Source organism: Mycobacterium neglectum (assembly GCF_002591975.1).
GTDB classification, from domain to species: Bacteria; Actinomycetota; Actinomycetes; order Mycobacteriales; family Mycobacteriaceae; genus Mycobacterium; species Mycobacterium neglectum.
In genome coordinates this window covers 1-22,274 of sequence record NZ_NVQE01000003.1, presented here as the reverse complement: position 1 = coordinate 22,274, position 22,274 = coordinate 1, and the positions used below count along the sequence as shown (strand labels likewise).

24 protein-coding genes are annotated in these 22,274 nt (G+C 64.5%); 9 read left to right on the top strand and 15 right to left on the bottom strand.

What is annotated here, in order from left to right:
- Positions 1 to 74: 74 nt before the first annotated feature.
- Together nirB and nirD are read left to right on the top strand one after the other, a co-directional pair.
- The gene (gene nirB, locus CSQ99_RS03400; RefSeq protein WP_099037648.1) at positions 75 to 2,633 is read left to right on the top strand and encodes a nitrite reductase large subunit NirB; all 2,559 of its coding nucleotides are present in this window, start codon (positions 75 to 77) and stop codon (positions 2,631 to 2,633) included.
- Positions 2,630 to 2,977 (top strand): nitrite reductase small subunit NirD, encoded by a 348-nt coding sequence (nirD, locus tag CSQ99_RS03395; RefSeq protein ID WP_099037647.1) that lies wholly within the window; start codon positions 2,630 to 2,632, stop codon positions 2,975 to 2,977. The genes nirB and nirD overlap by 4 nt, the downstream gene beginning before the upstream one ends.
- Here the strand turns inward: nirD and CSQ99_RS03390 are convergent.
- From CSQ99_RS03390 to CSQ99_RS03335, 12 genes are all read right to left on the bottom strand, one after another.
- Positions 2,974 to 3,654 carry a sirohydrochlorin chelatase gene (locus CSQ99_RS03390; RefSeq protein ID WP_099037646.1) on the bottom strand — a complete coding sequence of 227 codons (681 nt, stop codon included), beginning with the start codon at positions 3,652 to 3,654 and terminating at the stop codon, positions 2,974 to 2,976. The two genes, nirD and CSQ99_RS03390, sit on opposite strands and share 4 nt — an antisense overlap.
- Complete coding sequence (locus CSQ99_RS03385) at positions 3,651 to 4,799, bottom strand: uroporphyrinogen-III synthase (protein WP_099037645.1); 1,149 nt, start codon at positions 4,797 to 4,799, stop codon at positions 3,651 to 3,653. Before CSQ99_RS03385 ends, CSQ99_RS03390 begins: the two co-directional genes overlap by 4 nt.
- 181 nt (positions 4,800 to 4,980) lie before the next feature.
- Entirely contained in the window at positions 4,981 to 5,526 is a 546-nt protein-coding gene (locus tag CSQ99_RS03380; protein WP_099037644.1) for a GNAT family N-acetyltransferase, read from the bottom strand.
- An 81-nt stretch (positions 5,527 to 5,607) separates the two neighbouring features.
- Positions 5,608 to 6,507 carry a 5-oxoprolinase/urea amidolyase family protein gene (locus tag CSQ99_RS03375; RefSeq protein WP_099037846.1) on the bottom strand — a complete coding sequence of 300 codons (900 nt, stop codon included), beginning with the start codon at positions 6,505 to 6,507 and terminating at the stop codon, positions 5,608 to 5,610.
- Positions 6,504 to 7,190: a 5-oxoprolinase subunit B family protein gene (locus CSQ99_RS03370; protein WP_099037643.1), complete on the bottom strand. Its 687-nt coding sequence runs from the start codon at positions 7,188 to 7,190 to the stop codon at positions 6,504 to 6,506. The genes CSQ99_RS03375 and CSQ99_RS03370 overlap by 4 nt, the downstream gene beginning before the upstream one ends.
- A 75-nt stretch (positions 7,191 to 7,265) precedes the next feature.
- Positions 7,266 to 7,970, bottom strand: a complete 705-nt coding sequence (locus CSQ99_RS03365; protein ID WP_099037642.1) for a queuosine precursor transporter — start codon at positions 7,968 to 7,970, stop codon at positions 7,266 to 7,268.
- Between the two features lie 12 nt (positions 7,971 to 7,982).
- On the bottom strand, positions 7,983 to 8,882 hold the full coding sequence (locus CSQ99_RS03360) for an ABC transporter substrate-binding protein (RefSeq protein WP_099037641.1): 900 nt from the start codon (positions 8,880 to 8,882) through the stop codon (positions 7,983 to 7,985).
- A gap of 48 nt (positions 8,883 to 8,930) precedes the next feature.
- A complete protein-coding gene (locus CSQ99_RS03355; protein WP_099037640.1) occupies positions 8,931 to 9,221 on the bottom strand; it encodes an EF-Tu/IF-2/RF-3 family GTPase in 291 nt (96 codons plus the stop codon).
- Positions 9,221 to 10,021, bottom strand: a complete 801-nt coding sequence (locus tag CSQ99_RS03350) for an SDR family oxidoreductase (RefSeq protein ID WP_099037639.1) — start codon at positions 10,019 to 10,021, stop codon at positions 9,221 to 9,223. The genes CSQ99_RS03355 and CSQ99_RS03350 overlap by 1 nt, the downstream gene beginning before the upstream one ends.
- Before the next feature lie 20 nt (positions 10,022 to 10,041).
- Positions 10,042 to 10,641 carry an L-lysine exporter gene (gene lysE / locus CSQ99_RS03345; protein WP_099037638.1) on the bottom strand — a complete coding sequence of 200 codons (600 nt, stop codon included), beginning with the start codon at positions 10,639 to 10,641 and terminating at the stop codon, positions 10,042 to 10,044.
- A 100-nt stretch (positions 10,642 to 10,741) separates the two neighbouring features.
- On the bottom strand, positions 10,742 to 12,361 hold the full coding sequence (locus CSQ99_RS03340; RefSeq protein WP_099037845.1) for a sensor histidine kinase: 1,620 nt from the start codon (positions 12,359 to 12,361) through the stop codon (positions 10,742 to 10,744).
- 5 nt (positions 12,362 to 12,366) lie between these two features.
- The gene (locus CSQ99_RS03335) at positions 12,367 to 13,134 is read right to left on the bottom strand and encodes a response regulator transcription factor (protein ID WP_099037637.1); all 768 of its coding nucleotides are present in this window, start codon (positions 13,132 to 13,134) and stop codon (positions 12,367 to 12,369) included.
- A gap of 545 nt (positions 13,135 to 13,679) precedes the next feature.
- On the opposite strand from CSQ99_RS03335, the gene CSQ99_RS03330 reads away from it, so the two are divergent.
- The 5 genes from CSQ99_RS03330 (at position 13,680) to CSQ99_RS03310 (ending at position 18,037) form a co-directional block, all read left to right on the top strand.
- Positions 13,680 to 13,958 carry a hypothetical protein gene (locus CSQ99_RS03330; protein WP_099037636.1) on the top strand — a complete coding sequence of 93 codons (279 nt, stop codon included), beginning with the start codon at positions 13,680 to 13,682 and terminating at the stop codon, positions 13,956 to 13,958.
- Between the two features lie 115 nt (positions 13,959 to 14,073).
- A complete protein-coding gene (locus CSQ99_RS03325; protein WP_099037635.1) occupies positions 14,074 to 15,408 on the top strand; it encodes an MFS transporter in 1,335 nt (444 codons plus the stop codon).
- A 265-nt stretch (positions 15,409 to 15,673) separates the two neighbouring features.
- Complete coding sequence (gene usfY / locus CSQ99_RS03320; RefSeq protein ID WP_099037634.1) at positions 15,674 to 16,000, top strand: protein UsfY; 327 nt, start codon at positions 15,674 to 15,676, stop codon at positions 15,998 to 16,000.
- 127 nt (positions 16,001 to 16,127) lie between these two features.
- On the top strand, positions 16,128 to 16,799 hold the full coding sequence (locus CSQ99_RS03315) for a response regulator (RefSeq protein ID WP_176560856.1): 672 nt from the start codon (positions 16,128 to 16,130) through the stop codon (positions 16,797 to 16,799).
- A 20-nt stretch (positions 16,800 to 16,819) separates the two neighbouring features.
- Complete coding sequence (locus CSQ99_RS03310) at positions 16,820 to 18,037, top strand: GAF domain-containing sensor histidine kinase (RefSeq protein WP_099037633.1); 1,218 nt, start codon at positions 16,820 to 16,822, stop codon at positions 18,035 to 18,037.
- Positions 18,038 to 18,072: 35 nt separating this feature from the next.
- Here the strand turns inward: CSQ99_RS03310 and hypB are convergent, their stop codons facing one another.
- Positions 18,073 to 18,861: a hydrogenase nickel incorporation protein HypB gene (gene hypB, locus CSQ99_RS03305; protein WP_099037843.1), complete on the bottom strand. Its 789-nt coding sequence runs from the start codon at positions 18,859 to 18,861 to the stop codon at positions 18,073 to 18,075.
- 29 nt (positions 18,862 to 18,890) lie between these two features.
- A complete protein-coding gene (locus CSQ99_RS03300) occupies positions 18,891 to 19,226 on the bottom strand; it encodes a hydrogenase maturation nickel metallochaperone HypA/HybF (RefSeq protein ID WP_099037632.1) in 336 nt (111 codons plus the stop codon).
- A gap of 252 nt (positions 19,227 to 19,478) precedes the next feature.
- Between CSQ99_RS03300 and CSQ99_RS03295 the strand changes: the two genes are divergently transcribed.
- Positions 19,479 to 19,736 (top strand): HypC/HybG/HupF family hydrogenase formation chaperone, encoded by a 258-nt coding sequence (locus CSQ99_RS03295; protein ID WP_099037631.1) that lies wholly within the window; start codon positions 19,479 to 19,481, stop codon positions 19,734 to 19,736.
- Between the two features lie 41 nt (positions 19,737 to 19,777).
- Here CSQ99_RS03295 and tkt read toward each other — a convergent pair whose 3' ends face one another.
- Positions 19,778 to 21,832, bottom strand: a complete 2,055-nt coding sequence (tkt, locus tag CSQ99_RS03290) for a transketolase (RefSeq protein WP_099037630.1) — start codon at positions 21,830 to 21,832, stop codon at positions 19,778 to 19,780.
- Positions 21,833 to 22,026: 194 nt separating this feature from the next.
- Between tkt and CSQ99_RS03285 the strand changes: the two genes are divergently transcribed.
- On the top strand, positions 22,027 to 22,274 hold a 248-nt coding region (locus tag CSQ99_RS03285; RefSeq protein WP_245908659.1), incomplete at its 3' end, for a glyceraldehyde 3-phosphate dehydrogenase NAD-binding domain-containing protein.

Genomic DNA, 22,274 nt, shown 5'->3' with positions numbered 1-22,274 from the left:
GACGGTGAGCACACCGTGATGGCCGCTTCACACGAGGCGACATTGCGGCAATATCGGCTGCTTAGCCTCGGCGCATGCGGTCTTCAAAGAACGTCGTGGTCGTCGGCCACGGCATGGTCGGGCACCGATTCGTCGAGGCGCTGCGCTCGCGCGACAGTGCCGGTGAATGGCGGGTGACCGTCCTGGCCGAGGAGGCGGACGCCGCCTACGACCGCGTCGGTCTCACCGGGTACACCGAGCACTGGGATCGCGGGCTACTGGCGCTGGCCGGCAATTCCTATCCCGGCGACGACCTGGTGGATACGCGGTTGGGCAGCCGGGTGACCGGCATCGACCGGGACGCCAAGTGGGTGCTGACCGCCGACGGCGAGCGGATCGACTACGACGCGCTGGTGCTCGCCACCGGCTCCTATGCGTTCGTTCCTCCGGTCCCCGGGCGCGACCTGCCGGGCTGCCACGTGTATCGCACGCTCGACGATCTCGACGCGATCCGCGCAAGTGCCAAACGGACGCTGGATGCGGGCGTTCCGGTCGGGGTCGTCATCGGCGGCGGGCTGCTGGGTCTCGAGGCCGCCAACGCGCTGCGATCGTTCGGGCTGCGGGCGCATGTCGTCGAGATGGCGCCCCGGCTGATGGCCCAACAGCTCGATGAGGCCGGCGGGGCCCTCCTCGGTCGGATGATCGGCGAGCTGGGCATCTCCGTGCACACCGGCGTCGGCACCGCCGGCATCGCACCGGCACAACGAAATCGGCCCCTCCGCCGGTCCGCCGACAACGACTCGATGCGGGTGACGCTGAGCGACGAGTCGTACATCGACACCGGCCTTGTCGTCTTCGCGGCCGGTGTGCGGCCACGCGACGAACTGGCAATCCAGGCCGGACTGGCGATCGCCGATCGTGGGGGCGTGCTGACCGATCTATCCTGTGCCACAACCGATCCCAACGTCTATGCGGTCGGCGAGGTAGCAGCGATCAATGGCCGCTGTTACGGCCTTGTCGGGCCTGGCTACACGAGTGCCGAAGTGGTCGCCGACCGGCTGCTCGGCGGCGGGGCGGAGTTCGGCGAGGCCGATATGTCGACCAAGCTCAAACTGCTCGGGGTCGACGTGGCCAGCTTCGGTGACGCCATGGGCGCTACCCCGGACTGCCTGGAGGTGGTGGTCAACGACGCGGTCAACCAGACCTACGCCAAACTGGTGCTCTCCGACGATGCGAAAACGCTTCTGGGCGGCATCCTGGTGGGCGATGCCTCCTCCTACGGAGTGCTGCGGCCGATGGTCGGCGAAGAGCTGCCCGGCGATGCGTTGGCACTCATCGCACCGGCGGGATCAGAGGGTGGCGGGGGACTGGGAGTCGGTGCGCTGCCGGCCGCTGCGCAGATCTGTTCATGCAACAACGTCACGAAGGGTGATCTCACCGAAGCCATCGCGGGTGGCTGCTGCGATGTATCGGATTTGAAGAAGTGCACGCTGGCCGGTACCTCGTGCGGTTCGTGCGTTCCCCTGCTGAAACAACTGCTGGAGGCCGAGGGCGTCGAACAGTCCAAGGCGTTGTGCGAGCACTTCAACCATTCGCGCGCAGAGCTCTTCGAAATCGTCTCCGCAGGACCCTCAGAGTCGGTTCGAACGTTCTCGGGTCTGATCGAGCGCTTCGGCACCGGAAAAGGTTGCGACATATGCAAACCCGCTGTCGCGTCTATCCTGGCATCCACGAGCTCCGAGCACATCCTCGACGGTGAGCAGGCATCGCTGCAGGACAGCAATGACCACTTCCTTGCCAATATCCAGAAGAACGGTAGCTATTCGGTCGTGCCGCGGGTGCCCGGTGGAGACATCACTGCCGAACAGCTGATTCTGATCGGCGAGATCGCACGGGATTTCGATCTTTACACCAAGATCACCGGCGGCCAGCGCATCGACCTGTTCGGCGCGCGGGTCGACCAATTGCCCGAAATCTGGCGACGGCTCGTCGACGGCGGGATGGAGTCGGGCCACGCCTACGGCAAGTCGCTGCGCACGGTCAAGAGCTGTGTGGGTAGCGACTGGTGCCGCTATGGGCAACAGGATTCGGTGCAGATGGCCATCAATCTCGAGTTGCGCTACCGGGGCCTGCGCGCACCGCACAAGATCAAAATGGGTGTCTCGGGCTGCGCGCGTGAATGCGCCGAGGCGCGCGGCAAGGATGTCGGTGTCATCGCGACCGAGACCGGGTGGAACCTTTACGTCGGCGGCAACGGCGGCATGACACCCAAACATGCCCAGCTGCTCGCGAGCGACCTCGACGACGAGACTCTGCTCGCCTACATCGACCGGTTCCTGATGTTCTACATCCGCACCGCCGACCGGTTGCAGCGCACCGCGCCGTGGGTGGAGGGCCTCGATGGCGGGCTGGACCACCTGCGCGATGTCGTCTGCCACGACTCCCTCGGGTTGGCCGACGAGTTCGAGGCGGCGATCGCCCGCCACATCGAGGGTTACGCGTGTGAGTGGAAGGGCGTGCTCGAGGATCCCGCGAAACTGTCCAAGTTCGTCTCGTTCGTCAACGCCCCCGATGTCGCCGACCCAACCGTTGAGTTTACCAAGCGGTCGGGCCGCAAAGTTCCCATCGGACTACCAAAGGTGCCCCAAAAGTGACTCTGCTCAACGATGTTGACGTGTGGACCACGGCCTGCGCCTATGACCGTCTGATGCCGTGCCGTGGTGTCGGCGTGCTGCTGGCCGATGGCACCCAGGTGGCGTTGTTCCGCCTGGATGACGGCACACTGCGCGCGGTGGGCAACATCGATCCGTTCTCGGGGGCCGCGGTCATCTCGCGCGGCATCGTCGGTGACCGGGGTGGGCGCCCGACTGTCCAGTCGCCGATCAAGAAGCAGGCCTTCAGCCTCGATGACGGTGTCTGTCTCGACGATGCGGACGTCGCGCTGCCGGTGTACCCGACGCGGATGACGGACGAGGGTGTGGTCGAGGTCGGCGGTTAGGCGGCTTTCGTCAGCCGCGCGCGGCGGAATCTGCTCGCTATCAGCCGCACCATCGCCGGGTGGCTGCCCAGCGGATCAGATACCGCGTCGGCTCCGCTGTTGCGCAGCCGGTCCTGAAAAACCCCGTCCGCCAACAGATATGACGCCACCACAACACGCCGGGCGCCTCGACGGCGCAGCGTGGCGACCGCATCGCAAACCGGAGGCTCACCCGTCGCGGCGAACGCCAACTCGACGCGTGAGCTGCTGAGTGCCGACACCCAGGCCGCCATCTTGTGCAGATCGCTGCGAGCGGCCGGATCTGACGTCCCCGCCGCGGCCAGGACGACGGAATCCCCTGGACGCCAGTTACTTTCGATGAGGCGATCGCCGAGCACACGGGCCACCTCGGGACTCGGTCCGAGGGCATCGGCGACCGTGACGCCGGCACGTCCGCTCGCAGCGACATGCGCGGGGATGTCGGTGTTGACGTGGTATCCGCGCGACAGAAACGCCGGGACGACGACGGCGGGCCCCGTCAGCCCACGGAGGACTTCGGCAGGTGTCGGACCGAGCACGTCGACAAATGCCACATGCACTCCGCACCCCACCACGGCCGCGACCCGGTTCGCCAGCGAACCGATCATCTCCACGCCGGTGCTCTTGCGAGTGCCGTGCGCGACGAGGACATAACTCATCGTGCGTGCGCCAATTCCTCATCGACGGCCAAGCGGTAGCCCCGCTTGACCACCGTCGACACGATGTTCTTGTCCCCCAGGGCGGTTCGGAGTCGCAACACCGCAGTCTCGACGGCGTGCGTATCGGTCCCGCTGCCGGGTAGCACCGAAAGCAGCGCATTGCGCGATACCACCGCGCCGGGATGATGCGCGAGCGCTCGGATCGTCGCCATTCCGGACGGCGACACTGCCTTGACCGCGCCGTCGACGAGGACACACGTGCCGCGGATCTCCAGTACGTGGCCCGCCACGCGTGTGGTGCGCGCGCATAGCAGTGGGAGCTCGTCGGTGATGTGGCGGGCCAACGCGCCCAACCTCATTCGCTCCGGAGCCGATGTGGGCACACCGAGGCGGACCAGCGGCCTGGCGGTCACGGGCCCGACGCACATCGCGTGCACGCTGCTGCGTAATGCGGCAAGCAGCCTGTCTTCGACACCAAGCTCGTTCGCCCGCATCAACACCGACGCGACCGCAGGCGCGGAAGTGAAACTGACAGCGTCGAACTTCTCGTCCGCGATACCCATCACCAGTTGATCGAAATCGCCGCCACGGGGCGCGGGATGCCAGCGGTAGACCCGTATCGGCACCACTTCCGCACCGGCGGCGCGTAGTTCGTCGAGGAACTCGGGGAACGGATCCCAGTCGTCGGTGGCGCCGTGCAGCTGGACCGCGATGCGCTGTCCGGCAATGCCGCCCTCGACGAGGTAGTGGAGCACCTCCCTCGACGACTCCGACTCGGGTGACCATTCCTCGGGCAGTCCCGCGGCGCGTAGTGCACCCGTCGCCTTGGGGCCGCGCGACACGATGCGTGCCTTGCCGAGGGCGGAGATCAGGTCGTTGGCCAGCCCCCACCCGTCGGCTGCCGCGACCCAGCCGCGGAATCCGATGCCGGTGGTGGCGATCACGATGTCGGGCGCTACGTCGATCAGTGCTTCGGTGTGCGCGCGCAACGCGTCATCGTCGGGCAGCGGCACCATCGTGATCGCCGCCGCGCTGGTCACGGTGGCGCCACGACGTTGCAGCAGCGCACCCAACTCCTCGGCGCGACGGGCGGAAGTCACCGCCACCCGGAACCCGGTGAGCGGTGCCCAGTCAGGCTCACTCATTGCACCTGTGTATTCAGCTCATGTTTCCGGGTGATTACTTGGCCATTGCCCGGACGTGTCAGCGCGCGTCGGCAGTGCATAACGCCAGCCTAAGGGCCGTCTGTTGCCCGAGAATGCTCCGCGGTGACCCCATCGTGAAATTCCGCTCACCTCCCGGCAGGGTCGGGTGTGAGCTGCGCCGTCACCAGACGTCGCCGTCGCGCCAATCGCAGGTCATCTCGGCGGTGCGGTCCAGTTCCATGCCGTCGGGTAGGTCAACAGGCAGGACGAACAGGCAGTTGTCGTCGTCGGGTGTGCGGGTCACCCCGTCGGGTGTCAGCACCGACGTCGGACCCTGCCACGGCAGCCAGCCGCGCGCCGGGTAGATGTGCCGACCGGCCTCGGAGGCACTCAGTGCGCCCAGCTGATACGCGCCGCGCAGCACCTGCTCCGCGGCATCCATCACGGCGGTGGCAAGGCCCTGGCCTCGCCGGTCTTCACGCACCGCGACACCCTCGAGGTAGCCGCAGCGCAATGCGGTATCGCGGTACAGCAGCCGTCGCTGCACCACCGCTGCGTGCGCGATCAACGCGCCGTGGTCGAAGATCAGCGCATGCATGCCACCGAGGGCATGCTCCCAATCGGCATCGGTGAATTCCCCGCCGAACGCATCGACGACCATCCGCCGCGCATCGTCACGCGTCTCGTGGTCGAGATCGGAAGTGTGGATCAGGCGGGCGCTGTGCACGCGAGGAACCGGGTCCTCGCGAACTTGTCCAGCGGTGGAACTGCGCGCATGCACACTGCCGTTCTACCAGCAGGCGAGATTTTATGCGGTGCCTTCGAACGGGCGACGCGGTCGCGACCAGTGCATGCGCACCGTCTGGCCCGGCCGGATCTGGGCGACCCGGTCGATGTCGTCATCGGCCACCACGCCGATCACCGGGTACCCGCCGGTGACGGGATGGTCCGGACCCAGGATCACCGGAAAACCGTTCGGCGGCACTTGAATTGCCCCGCGGGTGGCCCCCTCGCTCGGCAGTTGGCGATCCGGCCACCGGTATTCGAGCGGCATGCCGACCAACCGCATCCCGACGCGGTCGCTCTTGTTGGTGGCCAGCCAGTTCGTACGGACCAGCACGTCGGGATCGGTGAACCAGTCGTCGCGAGGCCCGGGCACCACCATCAATTCGAGCACGTCGTCGGAGATCGCGGCAACGGGTGCCTGGTCCAATTCGGGGAACTCGTCGCTGTGCACACCGATCGGCAGCACGTCACCCGGCGTGAGCGGCAGCGGCCCGATCGCCGACATGACGTCGTATGAGCGCGACCCGAGCACTGGCTCGACGTCGATGCCACCGCGTACCGCCAGATAGGTTCGCAGCCCCGAATGCGGGGCGCCGAGCTCGATCACTTCACCGTCGCGCGCGTAGTGAATGCTGTTCGTGCCGAACGGCACTCCGTTGATTGCCGGATCGGTGTCAGCTCCGGTGACGGCGATCGCGACGCCCTTCTTGTCACCGCCACGGACCCGCACAGTCAGGCCGCCGAACGTCACCTCGATCGTGGCGAGCTCGCCCGGGTTCGCCACGAGCCGGTTGGCCAGGGTGTGCGAGCGGCGATCTGCGGCACCGGATCGGCTCACGCCCATGTGGGCGAGGCCCGGCCTGCCGAGATCCTCGATCAGCGCCAGCGGACCGGAACGCAGGATCTCCAGTGTGGCGCTCATGATTGCACCGCCCGGAACTGCACCCACATACCCGGCGTCAACAAGGCCGGGGGGTCACGATCGACATCCCACAGTGCCGCCTGTCCCTGCGCGGTGCGTCCGATCAGCTGCCAGCCGCCGGGAGACTCCCTGGGGTAAACGCCGCTGAACTCGCCCGCGAGGCCGACCGCTCCCACCGGGACTTTGGTCCGTGGCTCGGCTCGCCGTGGCACTTCGAGTCGGCTGTCGCCTCCGACCAGATACGCGAAACCCGGTGCGAAACCGCCGAATCCGACACGCCACGGTGTCCCGGTGTGCGCCGCGATCACCTGGTCGACGGTCAGATCGGTGAGCCGGGCGACGTCCTCGAGATCGGGTCCGTCGTACACGACGTCGATCTGGACTTCACCGGCAGCTGCCGTCGAATCCGATACCGCGGTGACGTCCAGCTTGCCCAGTCGCTGCCGGGTGGGTGCCTGATACTGGGCGCCCGTCAGCTTCATCAGCACCGTGCGCGACGCCGGAACGATGTCGAGCACACCGAGTAGGTCGGCGTCCCGGATCGCCGCCGACCACGCCAGCACCTCGTCGGTGTTGTCGAATTCCAGCAGCAGGGCACGATCCCCGTAGTCGCGGATCACCATGCGACCCATGGGACCCGCACCGTTTGCGTTGGCGTCCATCACATCCGCTGTCGCGCTCATGGCATCAAAATTACCCGCGAGTAGCAACGGCGAATCATCCTTTATGAGCCTTGCCAGAGGAGCCTTAACGAAGCCTCACACGGCGGGCTGATACGTCGGCTCCCTGCGCTTGATGTACGCGATCACTCGGTAGGTGACCGGCAACACGACGATCTCGACGACGGTCTTGTACACCCAGCCCAACGCGACGTAGGTGATGAAGTCGCCCCACGTGCTGATGCCTATCGCCCCCGCGGCGATCGCGCAGAACACCACGGTGTCAGCGAACTCGCCGACGATCGTCGAGCCGATCAGCCGGGCCCACAGATGCTTCTCCTTCGTGCGGGCCTTGATCTTCACCACGACCCACGCGTTGAGTGTCTGTCCGACGATGAAGCCGGCGAGACCCGCGATGATCAACTGCGTGAACGGCTTGACGACGGCCTCGAACGCCGCCTGGTTGGTGTAGAAGTCCGCCGCGGGGAGGTAGGCGGTGAGCCAGAACGTGAACGCCGCGATGGCTTCCATCACGAAGGCGATGTAGATGGCCCGCCGGGTCGCCTTGAAGCCGTACACCTCCGACAGCACGTCGCCGATCACGTACGTCAGCGGGAACACGATGAACCCGCCGTCGGTGATCAGCGACCAGTCTCCGATGATCGGCCCGAACGCGATGCCCTTGGTGGCGGACACATTCGAGATCAGCACAAGGCCGGTGAAGATCGCGACCAGTGTCGGATAGTAGGCCGAACCCGTCAGCGCGAAACCCCGGTGTTCAGACTCGGTGCTGGTGGCGGTCACCCGAACATCTTGTCAGGCGATCGCTCCCGCGATGAGCGCCGGCAGCTGCTCGGCCACCACCGGATACGACAGTGGTGAGGCGAAGGCGATGGCGCCCGCGAGTTCCTTGCCGGTGAACGCGTTGCGCCGCCGATTGATCGCCGGATCGGCAAGCAGCGCGGCCCGCTGCTCGTCGTTTTCGGTGGACCAGACCAGCACATCGGCCGAACTGAGATCGTCGGCGACGGCGAATCCCATCTGCGTGAGGAATTCGCTACGCCAAGCGGGGGACATCACCGTCGGGCCGTCCGGCCCCAAGGTGCCTTCCAGCAGCAGGATCTTCTTGCCGGCGAACTGCGCGTTGTTGGTAGCCGCCGCGGCGAAGCGCTCATCGACGGCGGCGATGAGCGCCTGCATCTCGTCGTGCTTGAACACCGCTTGGCCGATGGCGCTCGCCTGCACCTTCCACGGTTCGAAGAATGCGTCCTGACCGGACTGTGCGACCGTCGGGGCGACGGCCGTCAGTCGGTCGTAGGTGTCGCGGTCGAGGCCGGCATTGGTGGCGATGATCAGGTCGGGTCGCAACGAGGCGATCTGATCCACCGGAATCCCGTCGACGAGGTTGAGCACCACCGGTTGTGCACCGCCGAGTTTTGGCCGCGCCCAGGGCCAAACACCGAATGGCTCGCCGCCGAACCAGTCGGTCACCGCGATCGGGATGACGCCGACGGCGAGCAGTTCGTCCTGCCCGGTGAGACCCGCGCTGACCACCCGTTCGGGCGGCGCAGGGATTTTGGTTTCACCGAACACATGTTTGACGGTGACCGAGCCGTCGTCGGCGACTTCACCCGGCTCTGACCCGCAGGCTGCCGCCAGCGCCGCCGCCCCGGCGCTCAACGCCAGGAAACTCCGTCGGGACAACGAAGCAGGCACCCGGCGAGAGTAGCTAACTCACTTACAAACCGCCGAACTTGGATGGGCTCAGATTGGCGGCGCCTCGCCGTACGACGAGGACGAGGACGACGACGTCAGGACGTCGCCGCGATTGAGCTGAGCTCTTTCGATTCCCTTGATCAGCACGCCCACGTTCTCGCCGGTCGTCGCCTCATTCTGCTGTTTGCGGAACTTCTCGATGGCGGAGACCGTCACGCCGGGGCCGCCGTTGATATGGACGGCGTCGCCGACGCGTAGCGTTCCGGTTTCGACTCGGCCGGTCGCGACCACGCCCCGATTGCGGATGGCGAACACGTCTTCGACGGTCATCTTGAACATCAGTGTTGCGCCAATCTCTTGTTGACCAGCCGGGTGAGCCAGCCGGGGGAGAAGCGGGAACCGGCGGCCAGCGCTTTGGTCTGCGGCCCGACGGGGAAGTGCACCTGGTGGATGGCTCGGCGCAACTTCGACGGTTCGGTCGCGGCCACGATGGCATCGGCGATGTCCTGGGCGGTCAACCGAATGCCGAGCGACTCGGTGGTGCCGGTCTTGAGGTCCTGGGTCATCGCGGTCTGAACGTACAGCGGCCACATTGCTATCACCCGGATCCCATACCGCTCCCACTCGAGGTCCAGTGCCTCGGTGATGCCGCGTACGAAGAACTTGGTCGCGCTGTAATTCGCGAGTTCGGCCTGGCCGTATATCGCCGACGCGGATGCCAGGTTGACCGCCAGCGCGTTCGGCGTGGATCGCAGATAGGGAAATGCGGCGTGCAGCCCGTTCGTCACGCCCTTTACGTTGATGTCGATTTCCTTGAGGTGGCCGCCGATGTCCATCTCCTCGAACCGGCCGGCGCGCAGTATGCCGGCGTTGTTGATCATCACGTCGAGCCTGCCGCCTGCCGAGTTGGCGAACTCGCCGACTCGCTGCGCCATTTCGTCGGAGTCGGTGACGTCGAGGTGTCCGACGACCGCCTTGGCGCCGAGCCGGTCGATCTCGTCGGCCAATGACTTCAGGCCGACCTCGTCGATGTCGAAGCCGCCGACGGTGAATCCTCTACGAGCGAAGTTCAGGGCGGTCGCCCTGCCGATCCCCGCTGCGGCTCCGGTGATGAATACAGTCTTCTGTTCTGCGGTCATATGAACGGCATACCCGCTTCTCAGGACAAGAGCAGGGACACGCCGAGGCCGGTCATTGTGATGGCAATCAACCCGTCGAGGATCCGCCAGGTGATCGGGGTGGCGAATAGGCCGGAGAGTCGACGAGCCCCGAGTCCGAGGCAGACGAACCACACCAGGCTGGCGGTGACGGCCCCGACGCCGAACAACCAACGTTCTTCGCTGTGCTCGTTTGCCAGCGTGCCGAGCAGGACCACGGTGTCGAGGTAGACGTGAGGATTGAGCCACGTCAGAGCGAGGCAGGTGACCAGCACCTCGAGCAGTCGTGCAGGGCCCTTCTCCGACGGGGTCAGCGCGGACGGCCGCCAGGCGCGCCGCGCCGCAAGCAGGCCGTAACCGATCAGGAACGCCGCGCCGCCGAACCGTGCGACATCGAGGGCGCCCGGATGTGCGGCGATGAGGGCTCCGATGCCTGCGATGCCCGCGGTGATCAGCAGAATGTCGGACACGGCGCACACGGCGACCACCGCCAGTACGTGTTCGCCGCGGATGCCCTGGCGCAGTACGAACGCGTTCTGCGCGCCGATCGCCACGATCAGCGTCAGCGAGGCAAGGAAGCCAATCACCAGGGGTGAGTTCATGTAATAGACGGTAGAAACCCACCTGGCATTAGTACAGCTAATGATTCTTAATTCACATTAGCAGAATTAATGTTCATCGGGCCCATGTAGCATCCTCGAGTTACTGACGTTCGCTGCGGATCGTGTCCACTGACGCAGGTAGCAGCCTGGTTCTAGCAGTGACGATCGCCTCGCGTGTGGCGCGCGACGGCTCGTTCGTCGGTGAATCGGCCTGTCGGTTTCGACGCAGTGGCGTAACCAAGGGCAACCGCACCCGGAACGTCGTCCGGCCCCCTTGGGATTCGGCCGAGATTGAACCCGCGTGGGCCTCGACGATCGACGCGGCGATCGCCAGCCCCAACCCGAAGCTGCCGGCCTGCCGTGACCGGGACTTGTCCGCGCGGACAAACCGTTCGAAAAGGTGCCCGATCATGTCGTCGGGGATCCCTGGGCCGTCGTCGATGACGGTCAGTTCGGCGAATGCCCTGTCGTCATCGGCGCGGACGGTGACAACGCCGGTCGTCACTGTGGTGCCGGGCGGTGTATGTACACGCGCATTCGACAGCAGGTTGGCCAGCAGCTGGTGCAGCCTTGAGCGGTCCCCTCGCACCGGGACCGCGTCTTCGGGCAAGTTGAGCAGCCACTGGTGCGTCGGTGCGGAAACTGCTGCGTCGTTCACAGCGTCGACAGCGATGTCGGTGAGATCGAAATCGACGGTCTCTAGGTCCTGCCCCTCGTCGAGGCGGGCGAGCAGCAGCAGGTCGCTGACCAACGAATTCATCCGGTGCGCTTCGGCTTCGATTCGGGCCAGCGAATATTCGGTGGTCTCGGGCAGCACGGAACTGTCCTGGCGTGTCAGCTCCGCATACCCCTGGATTGCTGCCAACGGCGTGCGCAACTCGTGGCTTGCATCGGTGATGAACTGTCGCATTCGTCGGTTGGAGGCCGCCGCTTCGCCCAGCGAGCGTTCGAGGTGGGCGAGTAGCCGATTGAGGGTGTCGCCGACGAGCCCGACCTCGGTGCGAGGGTTGGTGTCGGTGGCAGGCACTCGTGGGGTGATCGCGTGTTGCTCCTGGTTCAGGGGCAGGACGGCCACCTCTGCTGCGGTCGCTGCGACCCGACCCAGCGGGCGTAGTGCGAACCGCACGATCATCAACGTGCCCAGCGCGGTACCCAGTAGCGCCAACACCGTCGCAGCGACGACAACCGCGGTCTCCCGGGTGACCGCCTGCTGCGTCGGCCGTAGTGATACGCCGTTGACGAAGAACTCGCCGGGATCGCCTGGGCGACTGTCGATCAAGTAGTCGCCAAGCCCAGGCAACTCGATGGTCCGCGAACCGCCATCTCCCCATGATTGTTCCGCGACCTTCCTGAGTGCCGCTTCCGGGACCGGCTGCGCCTCTCCGTCCTGGAACAGCGCCGAATCCACAATGCGGCCGTCTTGAATGAGGGCCGCGACATTACCCGGCGCCTGACCGATCAACTGAGTGAGCGGTTTCATCGCCCCGGGCGGCGGCAGCGTGCCGTCCGGCCGCGGAGTCGATCGATACTTGGCCGCCGAATAGCTGTAACCATTTGCAGCTGCGGACAATTGGGTATCAGTGATGTTCGTCAACGTGTTTCGAAGCGTGAGCACCGAAAGGGCCCCGACTACCAGTAGAGCCGCCATGACGACGGCCGACACGCCCAGCACGAGCTGGTGTCGAAGGGGCCACGTGCGCCAGCCTCTCGACGCGTGCATGACGGTCATTGAATGGGCTGCAACATGTAGCCAACCCCGCGGACGGTTTGAATCATGGGCTTCTGATCGGCATCGATCTTCCTGCGCAAATAGGAGACATACAGGTCGACGACGCTCGAACGTCCGCCGAAGTCGTAATTCCATACCCGCCGCAGCACTTCCTGCCGGCTCAGTGCTCGCCGCGGGTTTCGCATCATGAATCGCAGCAGCTCGAACTCGGTGGAGGTGAGCGCAATCGGAACTCCGGCACGGCGGACCTCCCGGCTGGCTCCGTCGAGCTCAAGATCGCCGACCGTTATGCGTTCCTGGTCATCTGGAGTCATGTACGCCGACCGGCGCAGTAGGCCACGCAATCGGGCCACCAGTTCCTCCAGGCTGAACGGTTTGGTCATGTAATCGTCTCCGCCTGCGGTCAGACCGGCGACCCGGTCGCGAACCGAGTCCCGGGCCGTGAGGAACAGAATCGGTGTGTATGTCGCCGACTGGCGGAGTCGCTCCAACACCCCCAAGCCGTCCACATCGGGAAGCATGATGTCGAGGACAACGACATCGGGCACGTTCGCTTGATACAGGGCGAGCGCTTCCTGGGCGTCGTGTGCGACGGCGATGTCCCAGCCTTCGTACTGCAACGCCATACGCACCAAGTTGGTCAGCGCACGTTCGTCGTCGACGAGCAGCACCCGGATAGGCGATCCGTCCGGCCGCTGCATTCGTGGCAGCTGTCCGAGGATCGCCTTGCGAGGTGTTCGATCGCCGGCCATTGACGACGTCATGCCCCCATTGTTGCCACGCCGCAGCCGGGTGTCAGGGTTCACATAGAAGATTCACAGAAACCGGCTGTGTGCACGAGCCTGATCTTGATAGTGCGGCTGCGGCGTTCGGTCGGCAACAGTCTCCTCATCCCGTGCATATGAAACTCCTATGCGTGTCGCGACGAGTCGCCACGGGATCCCGACAATGAGAACACGACGTTCGAACGGCTGCCATCAGCTCGCGGCATTCGTTCCCGCTCACGTGCAGACGGTGGGCGTAGTGAGCGAACGCGCCAGAGCAATGGCGTTGGGGAACAGCAGTGCCTGGAGCGACGGTTATCTCAGATGTCGCGAGTTGGACTACGCGGCAAGAGGATTCATCAAAGGGACCGGGAGCCTTAAAGATATGCGGTTCCTATGAGTCATCTGACATGTATGACGGCCGGGCATAGGTTGGAAAGTGTTCGAAGACAAAGCTATTCATGGCGTACGGCGACTGAGGTATTTACTCGCCCGAACCATGTTGTAGCGCAACCTATATCGCGACAACAACAAAGGATAGATCAATGAACAAGTGCATTCTTGCGATCGGTGCGGCTTTCACGATGACAGCGGTGGGGTTGGCATCAGCGACCGGAGCGGTCGCAGCGCCGTCGGGAGGTGGGTCAGCCACCGACGTTGTCAACGAACTGCGTGCGCAGGGTTACCGGGTGAACCTCAACGGGACGAGGGGCGGGCCGCTGGCCAATTGCTCGGTCGAACGTATCCGTGAGTCGTCCGGAAGTGCAGCGATCAACACGGTCTTCGTGGACCTGTCGTGCCCCGCCGAGTACACGAACGACTAGCCATAGCGCTCACGGTGCATGGAATCCGGGCAGTACCTGGAACGACAGCCCCAAACAGCCCATGAAACGCGGGTAATCTGCTTCGATTGCGACGGACCTGCGCAGAAGGGCGACGATGACGACCCACCTCCCCGATTCGGCTGTGGGGCAGCAGACGGTGAAGAAGGTCACCCGCCGTCTGATCCCGTTCCTCGTGCTGCTCTATTTCATCAACTACCTCGATCGCGTCAACATCAGCTTCGCCGGGCCCAACGGCATGAACGAAGACCTCGCGATGAGCGCAAAGATGTTCGGGTTCGCATCGGGCATCTTCTTCATCGGCTACCTGCTGCTGGAAGTGCCGAGCAATATCGCTCTCAACAGGTTCGGCGGCCGCCGTTGGATCGCGCGCATCATGCTGACGTGGGGAATCATCAGCACTGCAATCGCATTCGTGCCCAACTTCGAAACCCTTGTCGTCCTTCGGTTCCTGCTCGGCGTTGCGGAAGCGGGTTTCTTCCCGGGAATCATTCTCTACCTCACTTTCTGGTTCCCGGAAAGACACCGCTCCAAGGCGGTCTCGTTGTTCATGGTGGCCGTGCCGGTATCAACTGCCATCGGATCCACCCTGTCCTCGTTGGTCATCGATTGGGGACACGGCATCTTCGGCCTCGAAGGTTGGCGCGTCATGTTCCTCGTCGAGGGCATCCCCGCCGTCATTCTCGCGTTCGTCTGCTGGTTCTACCTGACGGATCGACCGGCCGAGGCCGGGTGGCTCAACGCCGACCAAAAGGACTGGCTGGAAACGACACTGGACTTCGAGCGGTCGCTGGCTGAGAGCGGCCAGCACTGGCCGCTGAAGAAGGCACTCAGCCACCCGAGGATCCTATTGCTGGCATTCATCTACTTCGGAATCACCTACGGCCTGTACGCGGTCGGGTTCTTTCTGCCGACGATCGTTGCCGGTTTCCAGGAGCAGTACGGCACGCATCTGAGCATCATCGAGCGCGGACTCGTGACGTCGGTGCCCTATGTCGTTGCCGCCCTGGTGATGGTGCCCTGGGCGCGCCATGCTGACCGCACCAACGAACGGGTATGGCATGTGGCGATCCCCGCGATCGTCGGGGCGGTGTCCATACCGGCCGCGCTCTACATGAGCGATCCCTACCTGGCGATGGTCGCGGTCACCCTGTCCACCTGTTCGGTCATGTGTGCCCTGCCGGTGTTTTGGGCGCTGCCCTCGACCTTCCTCACCGGAGTGGCCGCGGCAGGCGGCATCGCACTGATCAACTCGCTGGGGAACCTCAGCGGATTCGGCGGCCCCTACATCACCGGATGGCTGAACGATCTGACCGGCAACGCCAAGGCGGCGATGTGGGTGGTCGGCGTCATGTCGTTGGCCGCTGCGGTCGTGGTCGTATACCTGGGGCACACGCCGAAGCCGCAAGAACAGCGAGAACAGCCACGCTAACGAGCTTGCGCAGGCGAATCCTTTCTGAAGACAAGGTCTTTGAAGTCTGCGGGACATGACACCTCGCACGCCACAAACCCACCCGCAAATACCACCCGTCAGGGGGATGAAGGGCGCAGGTGGCCGCTCGATGCTTGTTGCAGTATTCGACGACCACAGATGCTCCTGCACGCTCACATGAGCGCGACTTGTGGTTGCGGATACACCGTTTCGCAACTCGCGACGCGGCGGTCTGTACTAGTCGTTACTGCGCATTGGAGGCGCTATGGGAAGAAACCATCGCGATCCCGTTGATCACTACCGCACAACACACCAACACGCGGGCGAGACATTCATCGACGGCTATTGTTGGCCGGGTCTCCTTTCCATTGCGCTCGGCGTAATTTCAATGGCCGGCTGTGTTGCCTCGGTTGCCTACAACCAACGCGAATACACCATGATGACCGCAGTCGTCGCAGTTCTGGCGATCGTATTCGGCATACTGTGGATCGTGCTCGAGCATCGTCGGGTGCGTCACATGGATATCCGTTGGCTGGCCGAACATTCCGATCAAGCCGGGCGAGCGGCAGCGTCGACGTCTAACCGAGACTGAAAAGAGCCCAGCAACGTGAACCGGCAGGTTCCAAGCCTGGGCGAAGGTCCCCGAAGTGGGGGATTCGCGGGGTGAACGGGACCGAAAGGTCTATCACGATCGAAAGATTCGGCACTACCGTGCATACATGACGGTGGCAGTGGTTGCAGGGCCTGTGCGAGTTGTCCTCGTGGACGATCACGAGATCGTAATCGAGGGCCTCAAGGCGATGCTCGCCTCGTTCCATACAAGAGTGCGTGTGGTTGGTGCGGCCGTCGGTGTGGAGAATGCGCTCAGCGTTATTGCCAACCTCATGCCCGATGTCGTTTTGTGCGATGTCCGGATGCAGGGTGCAAGCGGATTGGATCTGTGTCGGTCAATCCGGGAACGAGATCCAGAGCGCAAAGTGATCCTGCTATCGGTGTACGACGACGAGCAGTATCTATTCCAGGCGCTGCGTGTCGGTGCGGCCGGGTACTTGCTCAAAGGAATCACCAGCGACGAACTGGTTCGTCAACTCGAGTACGTACGCGACGGCTCGACCGCGATCGACGCCGGTCTGGCCGCGCGAGCCGTCGACACCGCTGCGCGTCTGCAATCGAACGAGTTCTGGCCGGGCGCCCGGCAGGGGCTGACTCAACGGGAGAGCGAGATCCTGTCATACGTGGTCACCGGCCTGTCCAACCGTGGGATTGCCAACAAGCTGGTGATTGGCGATGAGACGGTGAAGAGCCACCTGCGGTCCATCTACCGCAAGCTCGGCGTCAGCGACCGCACCAGCGCGGCGGCCACCGCACTACGGGAGGGCATCTACAGGTGACGACATCCGGAGCGCGCGCCATGCGCGGCCTGGTCGACCCCGATCGCGAGGTCGCCCTCCTGCTCGACATCGTGGCCGCAACCTCCAGCGGACCTGGGTTGGAGGTCATGGCGGCCGCGGCTGCGCGGATGATCATTGCGGCGACCGCATCGGATGTCTGCTTCGTGCACGTACTCGACGACACCGAGGGGTCCCTGACCCTGGTGGGTGCGACGCCACCGTTCGACGAGCAGGTCGGCCGGATCCGGCTGCCGTTGGGGTCAGGCGTCTCCGGGTGGGTGGCCAGCCATCGTCAACCGGTGGTCATCACCGACAACAAGGAAGCCGACCCTCGCTATGTGCCGATCGGATCATTGCGCGGATCGGACTTCACCTCGATGGCATCGGTTCCGATGGAGACCGAGCCGGGCGGCCTTGTGGGCGTCCTCAACGTCCACACCGTCGAGCAGCGTAATTTCACGGCGCGTGACGTCGAGTTGCTGCTGGTCATCGGGCGGCTGATAGCCGGCGCACTGCATCAGGGCCGGCTGCATCGACAGCTGAAGGCCCGCGAGCGAGCACACGAGAACTTCGCCGAGCAGGTGATCGAGGCCCAGGAGGTGGAGCGGCGCCGCCTGGCGGGTGACATCCATGACGGCATTTCGCAGCGGTTGGTGACGCTCACGTATCGGCTGGACGCCGCAGCCCGCGCCGTCGACGAGGAAAACTCCGCGGAGGCGGCCGAACAGATCGCGAAGTCCCGTGAAATGGTCGGACTGACGCTGGAGGAGGCGCGCTCGGCTATCAGCGGCCTTCGGCCACCGGTTCTGGAAGACCTCGGCCTGGCCGGCGGGCTGGCAAGTCTGGCGGCTTCGATCCCGCAGGTCGACCTGAAGCTCGAGCTTGCCGACGATCGGCTGCCCGAACACATTGAGGTCGCGTTGTATCGCATCGCCCAGGAGTGCCTGCAGAACGTCGTCAAGCATTCGCACGCCAGTGTTGCGAGCTTGCGGTTCTCGGTGTGCGACCACGTCGCACGCCTCGAGGTCGCCGACGACGGGGTCGGTTTCGATACGGGCCAATCCACCGTCTCTGGGGATGGTCTCCGCGATCGTGTGGCCAAACCCGCCGGCTACGGAATGTTGTCGATGACTGAGCGGGCCGAACTGGTAGGTGGTCAACTGTCCATACAGTCGAGCCCTGCCTCGGGCACCACGGTTACCGTGAAGGTTCCGTTGAACGCCGCGCTGCCGGCCTGATAATCCGGCCCGAATGTGGGGCTGCCGCAGCGAGATCAACCGTGTTGAACACATGGCACGTCGGCGGCGAACCGACGTAGCCAGGTGAACCAGTCCGGCATGCCCGCGCCCGTCCTGGCGCTGATCGGAAGGATCATGGCGGTCGGGTTGACCTCGCGGATGTGTCCGATATAGGTGTCGATGTCGGCCTCGAGATAGGGGGCCAGGTCAATCTTGTTGAGCAGGACCACATCCACCGAGCGAAACATCACCGGGTACTTGAGCGGCTTGTCCTCACCCTCAGTGAGGGAATAGACCATCGCCTTGGCATGCTCGCCGACGTCGAACTCGGCAGGGCAGACCAGGTTGCCGACGTTCTCGATGATGACCAGGTCGAGCTCGGGCAGATTCAGACCCTGCAGCGCCCTGTTGACCATCGGCGCATCCAAGTGGCATTCACCGCCGAAGCCGTTGTTGGTGTTGAGCAGAGAGATCTGTGCCCCTCGGCCACCCAGCTTGGCCGCGTCGAGGTCGGTTGCGATATCGCCTTCGATCACCCCGACGGCGATCTCGCCCCTGAGTTCGTCGAGTGATGCGGCGAGCACCGTTGTCTTGCCCGAGCCCGGTGAACTCATGAGATTGAGGGCGCGAATCCCATGTTGCTCGAACGCATTACGGTTGAAGTCTGCGCGGACATCATTTTCGGCGAATATCGATTCGAGCACGTCTACCCGCGCAGAGCCGGTCTCGTAGCCGCTGTGGTCCCCGTGGTCGTGGGCCTGGTCGTGGCTTTCGTGCTCATGGGCGTGCACCGTGCCGTCGTCGTGCCGATGAAATCTACCCATGCTCATCACCTTTCATGAAACTTGGCACGTCACGTCACATCGAGCGACGTCACCTGGAACTCCTCGCCTTTGACCACCTCGACGTCGGCACTCTGGCATTTCGGACAGCACACGGACCACCGTGAAGCGATCTCCGACCGTTGTGCACACGAGCGGCACTGCACCTCGGCAGGAACCAGCTCGAGTTCCAGCTGTGCGTCGGGCATGCACTCGTGTTCGCGGACCAGAGTCCAGCAGAAGGACAATGAATCGGGTACCACTTGACGCAGAGCGCCGACCTGGACGTGCACGACATCGACATGCCGATCGGCGGCATAGGTCTTGACGACGCCGGCGATCGCACGGCACAGCGACAGCTCATGCACTGCTTCGCACCGCCGTCTCCATGTTGGACTCTCCTCGCCCTCGTCGTCGCAGGTACTGCGAATGGGCGCTCCACACAAAGCTATCGCTGCGCGGTGGTCATCCACGGCGGAATGACAGGCAGAAAAACGCAGTCTTGTTGTGCGAAATTCTGATTGTCGGCCCGGCGGAATTTGGCTAGCGTGATCGCAACCCGCGCGGGAGCCCACACCCGCGCACGGTCGCCGTGATTGCCTGACCGGAAAGGAAGGCATATGTGCCTCGGAGTTCCCGGCCAAGTGATCGACGTCTGGGAGGCTGCGGGCACCCGCATGTCCACCGTTGACTTCGGTGGCAACACCAAGACCGTCTGTTTGGCCTACCTGCCGGACATGCAGGTGGGGGAATACACAATCGTGCATGCCGGATACGCGATCAGCCGCCTCGACGAGAAATCGGCGATGGAGACGCTGAAGATGTTCGACGATCTGGGTCTCCTCGACGACCTGGACGGTCATGCGTCCAGCGCATGAGCCGTCATGAAAGTCCCTGAGCGCCAACGGTAGTGGCCGCGTCAAGCGTCGGAAATAGCGGACCACTCCGCGTCGCTCCGCTGGTATGCGGCGACGCGTAGTGCGGCGTCCGCGACCGCGGTCGGAGTCAGTCCGAGGTGCGCGGCGACGTCGCCACCTGGGCCGCTCTCGCCGAACCGCTGAATGCCGACGACGGCATCGCGGGGTCCGGCAATCGCGCGCCACCCGATCGGCACGCCCGCCTCGATCCACACCACAGGCACATCGGGCAGCTGGTGCCGCCCGTTCCGCACAGCCTCGTCGAAGCGTTCGCGCCACATCACCGAGGCCACAGTGGCGGTCACACCCCTGGCCGCCAGCACGTCAGCGGCATCGAGCGCAAGGGCAACCTCGGATCCGCTGGCCGCCAGCACCACATCCTGGTGCCCAGCCTGGGCGCGGACGACCCGCGCGCCGTGGCTGCGAATCTCGTCGAGTCCAGCGCCCCCGAGGATCGGGAGATCCTGGCGGCTCAACACCAGTGCGGTGGGACCATCGACATTGGTCACCGCCAGCTCCCAGGCCAGCGCCGTCTCGGCGGCGTCGGCGGGGCGCAATACGGTCAGACCTGGTATCAATCGGAGCGATTCGAGCTGTTCGATCGGCTGATGAGTAGGTCCGTCCTCGCCAACGTGCACCGAATCGTGGGTGAACACGTAGACCACCGGCTGCTTCATCAGCGCAGACAAGCGCAGCGCCGGTCGCAGGTAATCAGCGAATACCAGGAATGTGCTGCCGAACGGCCGAAGCCCGCCGTGCAGCGAGATTCCGTTCATCACCGCGGCCATCGCGTGCTCGCGGATTCCGAAATGGATGGTGCGTCCGGAGTAATCGCCGGGTCCGACGTCCCCGCCGGGGATGGCCGTATTCGTCGACCCCGCCAAGTCCGCAGAGCCACCGATGAGTCCCGGGTACACGGTCGCGAGCGCGTTGAGGGCCGCACCAGACGCCTTGCGGGTCGCGGTTTTGCCACCGGGGACCGCTCCATCAGAGAGCGGGGTCAGGGCGCGGAGGTCCTCGGGTCGGGGCGTGGCGTCGAGGGGATAGTCCGCGCTGAGCTGTGCGTGATCGGCCTGCCACCGAGCGTGGGTGTCTGCCCAATCGGCATGTGCCGCAGCACCCTTCACGGCGACGGCGGCGGCGGTAGCGCCGACCGCGACCGGCACGTGAAAGCTCGCCGCCGGCCAACCAAGCCGTTCGCGCATCGCCGCAAGTGTCTCTGCGCCCAGTGGACTGCCATGAGCCTTCGAGGTGCCTTCTACCCCTGGCGCGCCGTAGCCGATCGTCGTGTGCACCGTGATGAAGGTTGGCCGATCCTCGGATTCGCACGCGGTGGTGAACGCCTGGTCGAGCGCCGCGATGTCGTTACCGTCGTCGACGGCGAGGATCTGCCATCCGTACGACGCGAAGCGTGCCGCTGCGTCGTCGGCGCAGCTCTGACTTGCTGGACCGTCGATGGTGATGTCGTTGTCGTCGAAGATGACGGTCAGCTTCCCGAGCCCCAATCGACCAGCCAGAGACGCCGCCTCATGCGAGATGCCCTCCATAAGGTCACCGTCGCCGGCCAGTACCCAGGTTCGGTGGTCTACGACGGTGTGTTCTGCCGTGTTACACCGAGCGGCCAGCATCCGCTCGGCCAGCGCCATGCCGACAGCATTGGCCAACCCCTGTCCGAGAGGTCCCGTTGTCGTCTCCACGCCGGGGGTGTGGCCGAATTCCGGGTGTCCAGGTGTGCGGGACCCGAGTTGGCGAAAACGCTGCAGCTGGTCGATCGGCATGTCGTAGCCGAATACGTGCAGCAATGCATACAGCAGCATTGAGCCGTGGCCGGCCGACAGGATGAACCTGTCGCGATCCGGCCACTGCGCATCGGCGGGGTCGTGTCGGAGGTGGCGCGACCACAGCGTCCAGGCGATCGGGCTGGTACCCAACGGCAAGCCCGGATGACCGCTGTTGGCCGCCTCGACACCGTCGGCCGCCAAGAACCGCAGCGTGTTGACCGCCAATTGATCGATTTCGGCTGTCCACGTTAGCGCTTCACTTGATGCGGTGGTCATTTCGGACACGCTAGGTAATATCGGGCGCCATTTATCCCCCGAAGCGGGGGATATATCGGGTTAACGGCGAATCAGTTCAATTCTTTCGGCGGTTTCGCGGAATTTTGTCGCGCGACTTTCGAATGCTCGATTGCTTAGGCTGGCTGCCTGCATTGAGGCAACAATTTAGGGCACAAAGAAAACAAAGGAGATACGTGACCATTCGGGTTGGCGTTAACGGCTTCGGTCGAATCGGACGCAACTTCTACCGGGCCCTGGCGGCGCAGCAGGCCGAGGGCAAGAACACCGACGTCGAGATCATTGCGGTCAACGACTTGACCGACAACGCCAGCCTGGCGCACCTGCTGAAGTTCGACTCGATCCTGGGCCGTTACCCCGAGGACATCAGCCTCGAGGGCGAGGACACCATCGTGATCGGCAACACCAAGATCAAGGCACTCGA

Bases quoted from the DNA above. Each gene is read 5' to 3' on its own strand.
- nirB (WP_099037648.1), top strand. From the start codon at position 75: ATGCGGTCTTCAAAGAACGTCGTGGTCGTCGGCCACGGCATGGTCGGG.
- CSQ99_RS03390 (WP_099037646.1), bottom strand. From the start codon at position 3,654: ATGAGTTATGTCCTCGTCGCGCACGGCACTCGCAAGAGCACCGGCGTG.
- CSQ99_RS03385 (WP_099037645.1), bottom strand. From the start codon at position 4,799: ATGAGTGAGCCTGACTGGGCACCGCTCACCGGGTTCCGGGTGGCGGTG.
- CSQ99_RS03375 (WP_099037846.1), bottom strand. From the start codon at position 6,507: ATGAGCGCCACACTGGAGATCCTGCGTTCCGGTCCGCTGGCGCTGATC.
- CSQ99_RS03370 (WP_099037643.1), bottom strand. From the start codon at position 7,190: ATGAGCGCGACAGCGGATGTGATGGACGCCAACGCAAACGGTGCGGGT.
- CSQ99_RS03355 (WP_099037640.1), bottom strand. From the start codon at position 9,221: ATGTTCAAGATGACCGTCGAAGACGTGTTCGCCATCCGCAATCGGGGC.
- CSQ99_RS03350 (WP_099037639.1), bottom strand. From the start codon at position 10,021: ATGACCGCAGAACAGAAGACTGTATTCATCACCGGAGCCGCAGCGGGG.
- lysE (WP_099037638.1), bottom strand. From the start codon at position 10,641: ATGAACTCACCCCTGGTGATTGGCTTCCTTGCCTCGCTGACGCTGATC.
- CSQ99_RS03340 (WP_099037845.1), bottom strand. From the start codon at position 12,361: ATGCACGCGTCGAGAGGCTGGCGCACGTGGCCCCTTCGACACCAGCTC.
- CSQ99_RS03335 (WP_099037637.1), bottom strand. From the start codon at position 13,134: ATGACGTCGTCAATGGCCGGCGATCGAACACCTCGCAAGGCGATCCTC.
- CSQ99_RS03330 (WP_099037636.1), top strand. From the start codon at position 13,680: ATGAACAAGTGCATTCTTGCGATCGGTGCGGCTTTCACGATGACAGCG.
- CSQ99_RS03325 (WP_099037635.1), top strand. From the start codon at position 14,074: ATGACGACCCACCTCCCCGATTCGGCTGTGGGGCAGCAGACGGTGAAG.
- usfY (WP_099037634.1), top strand. From the start codon at position 15,674: ATGGGAAGAAACCATCGCGATCCCGTTGATCACTACCGCACAACACAC.
- CSQ99_RS03315 (WP_176560856.1), top strand. From the start codon at position 16,128: ATGACGGTGGCAGTGGTTGCAGGGCCTGTGCGAGTTGTCCTCGTGGAC.
- CSQ99_RS03310 (WP_099037633.1), top strand. From the start codon at position 16,820: ATGCGCGGCCTGGTCGACCCCGATCGCGAGGTCGCCCTCCTGCTCGAC.
- hypB (WP_099037843.1), bottom strand. From the start codon at position 18,861: ATGGGTAGATTTCATCGGCACGACGACGGCACGGTGCACGCCCATGAG.
- CSQ99_RS03295 (WP_099037631.1), top strand. From the start codon at position 19,479: ATGTGCCTCGGAGTTCCCGGCCAAGTGATCGACGTCTGGGAGGCTGCG.
- tkt (WP_099037630.1), bottom strand. From the start codon at position 21,832: ATGACCACCGCATCAAGTGAAGCGCTAACGTGGACAGCCGAAATCGAT.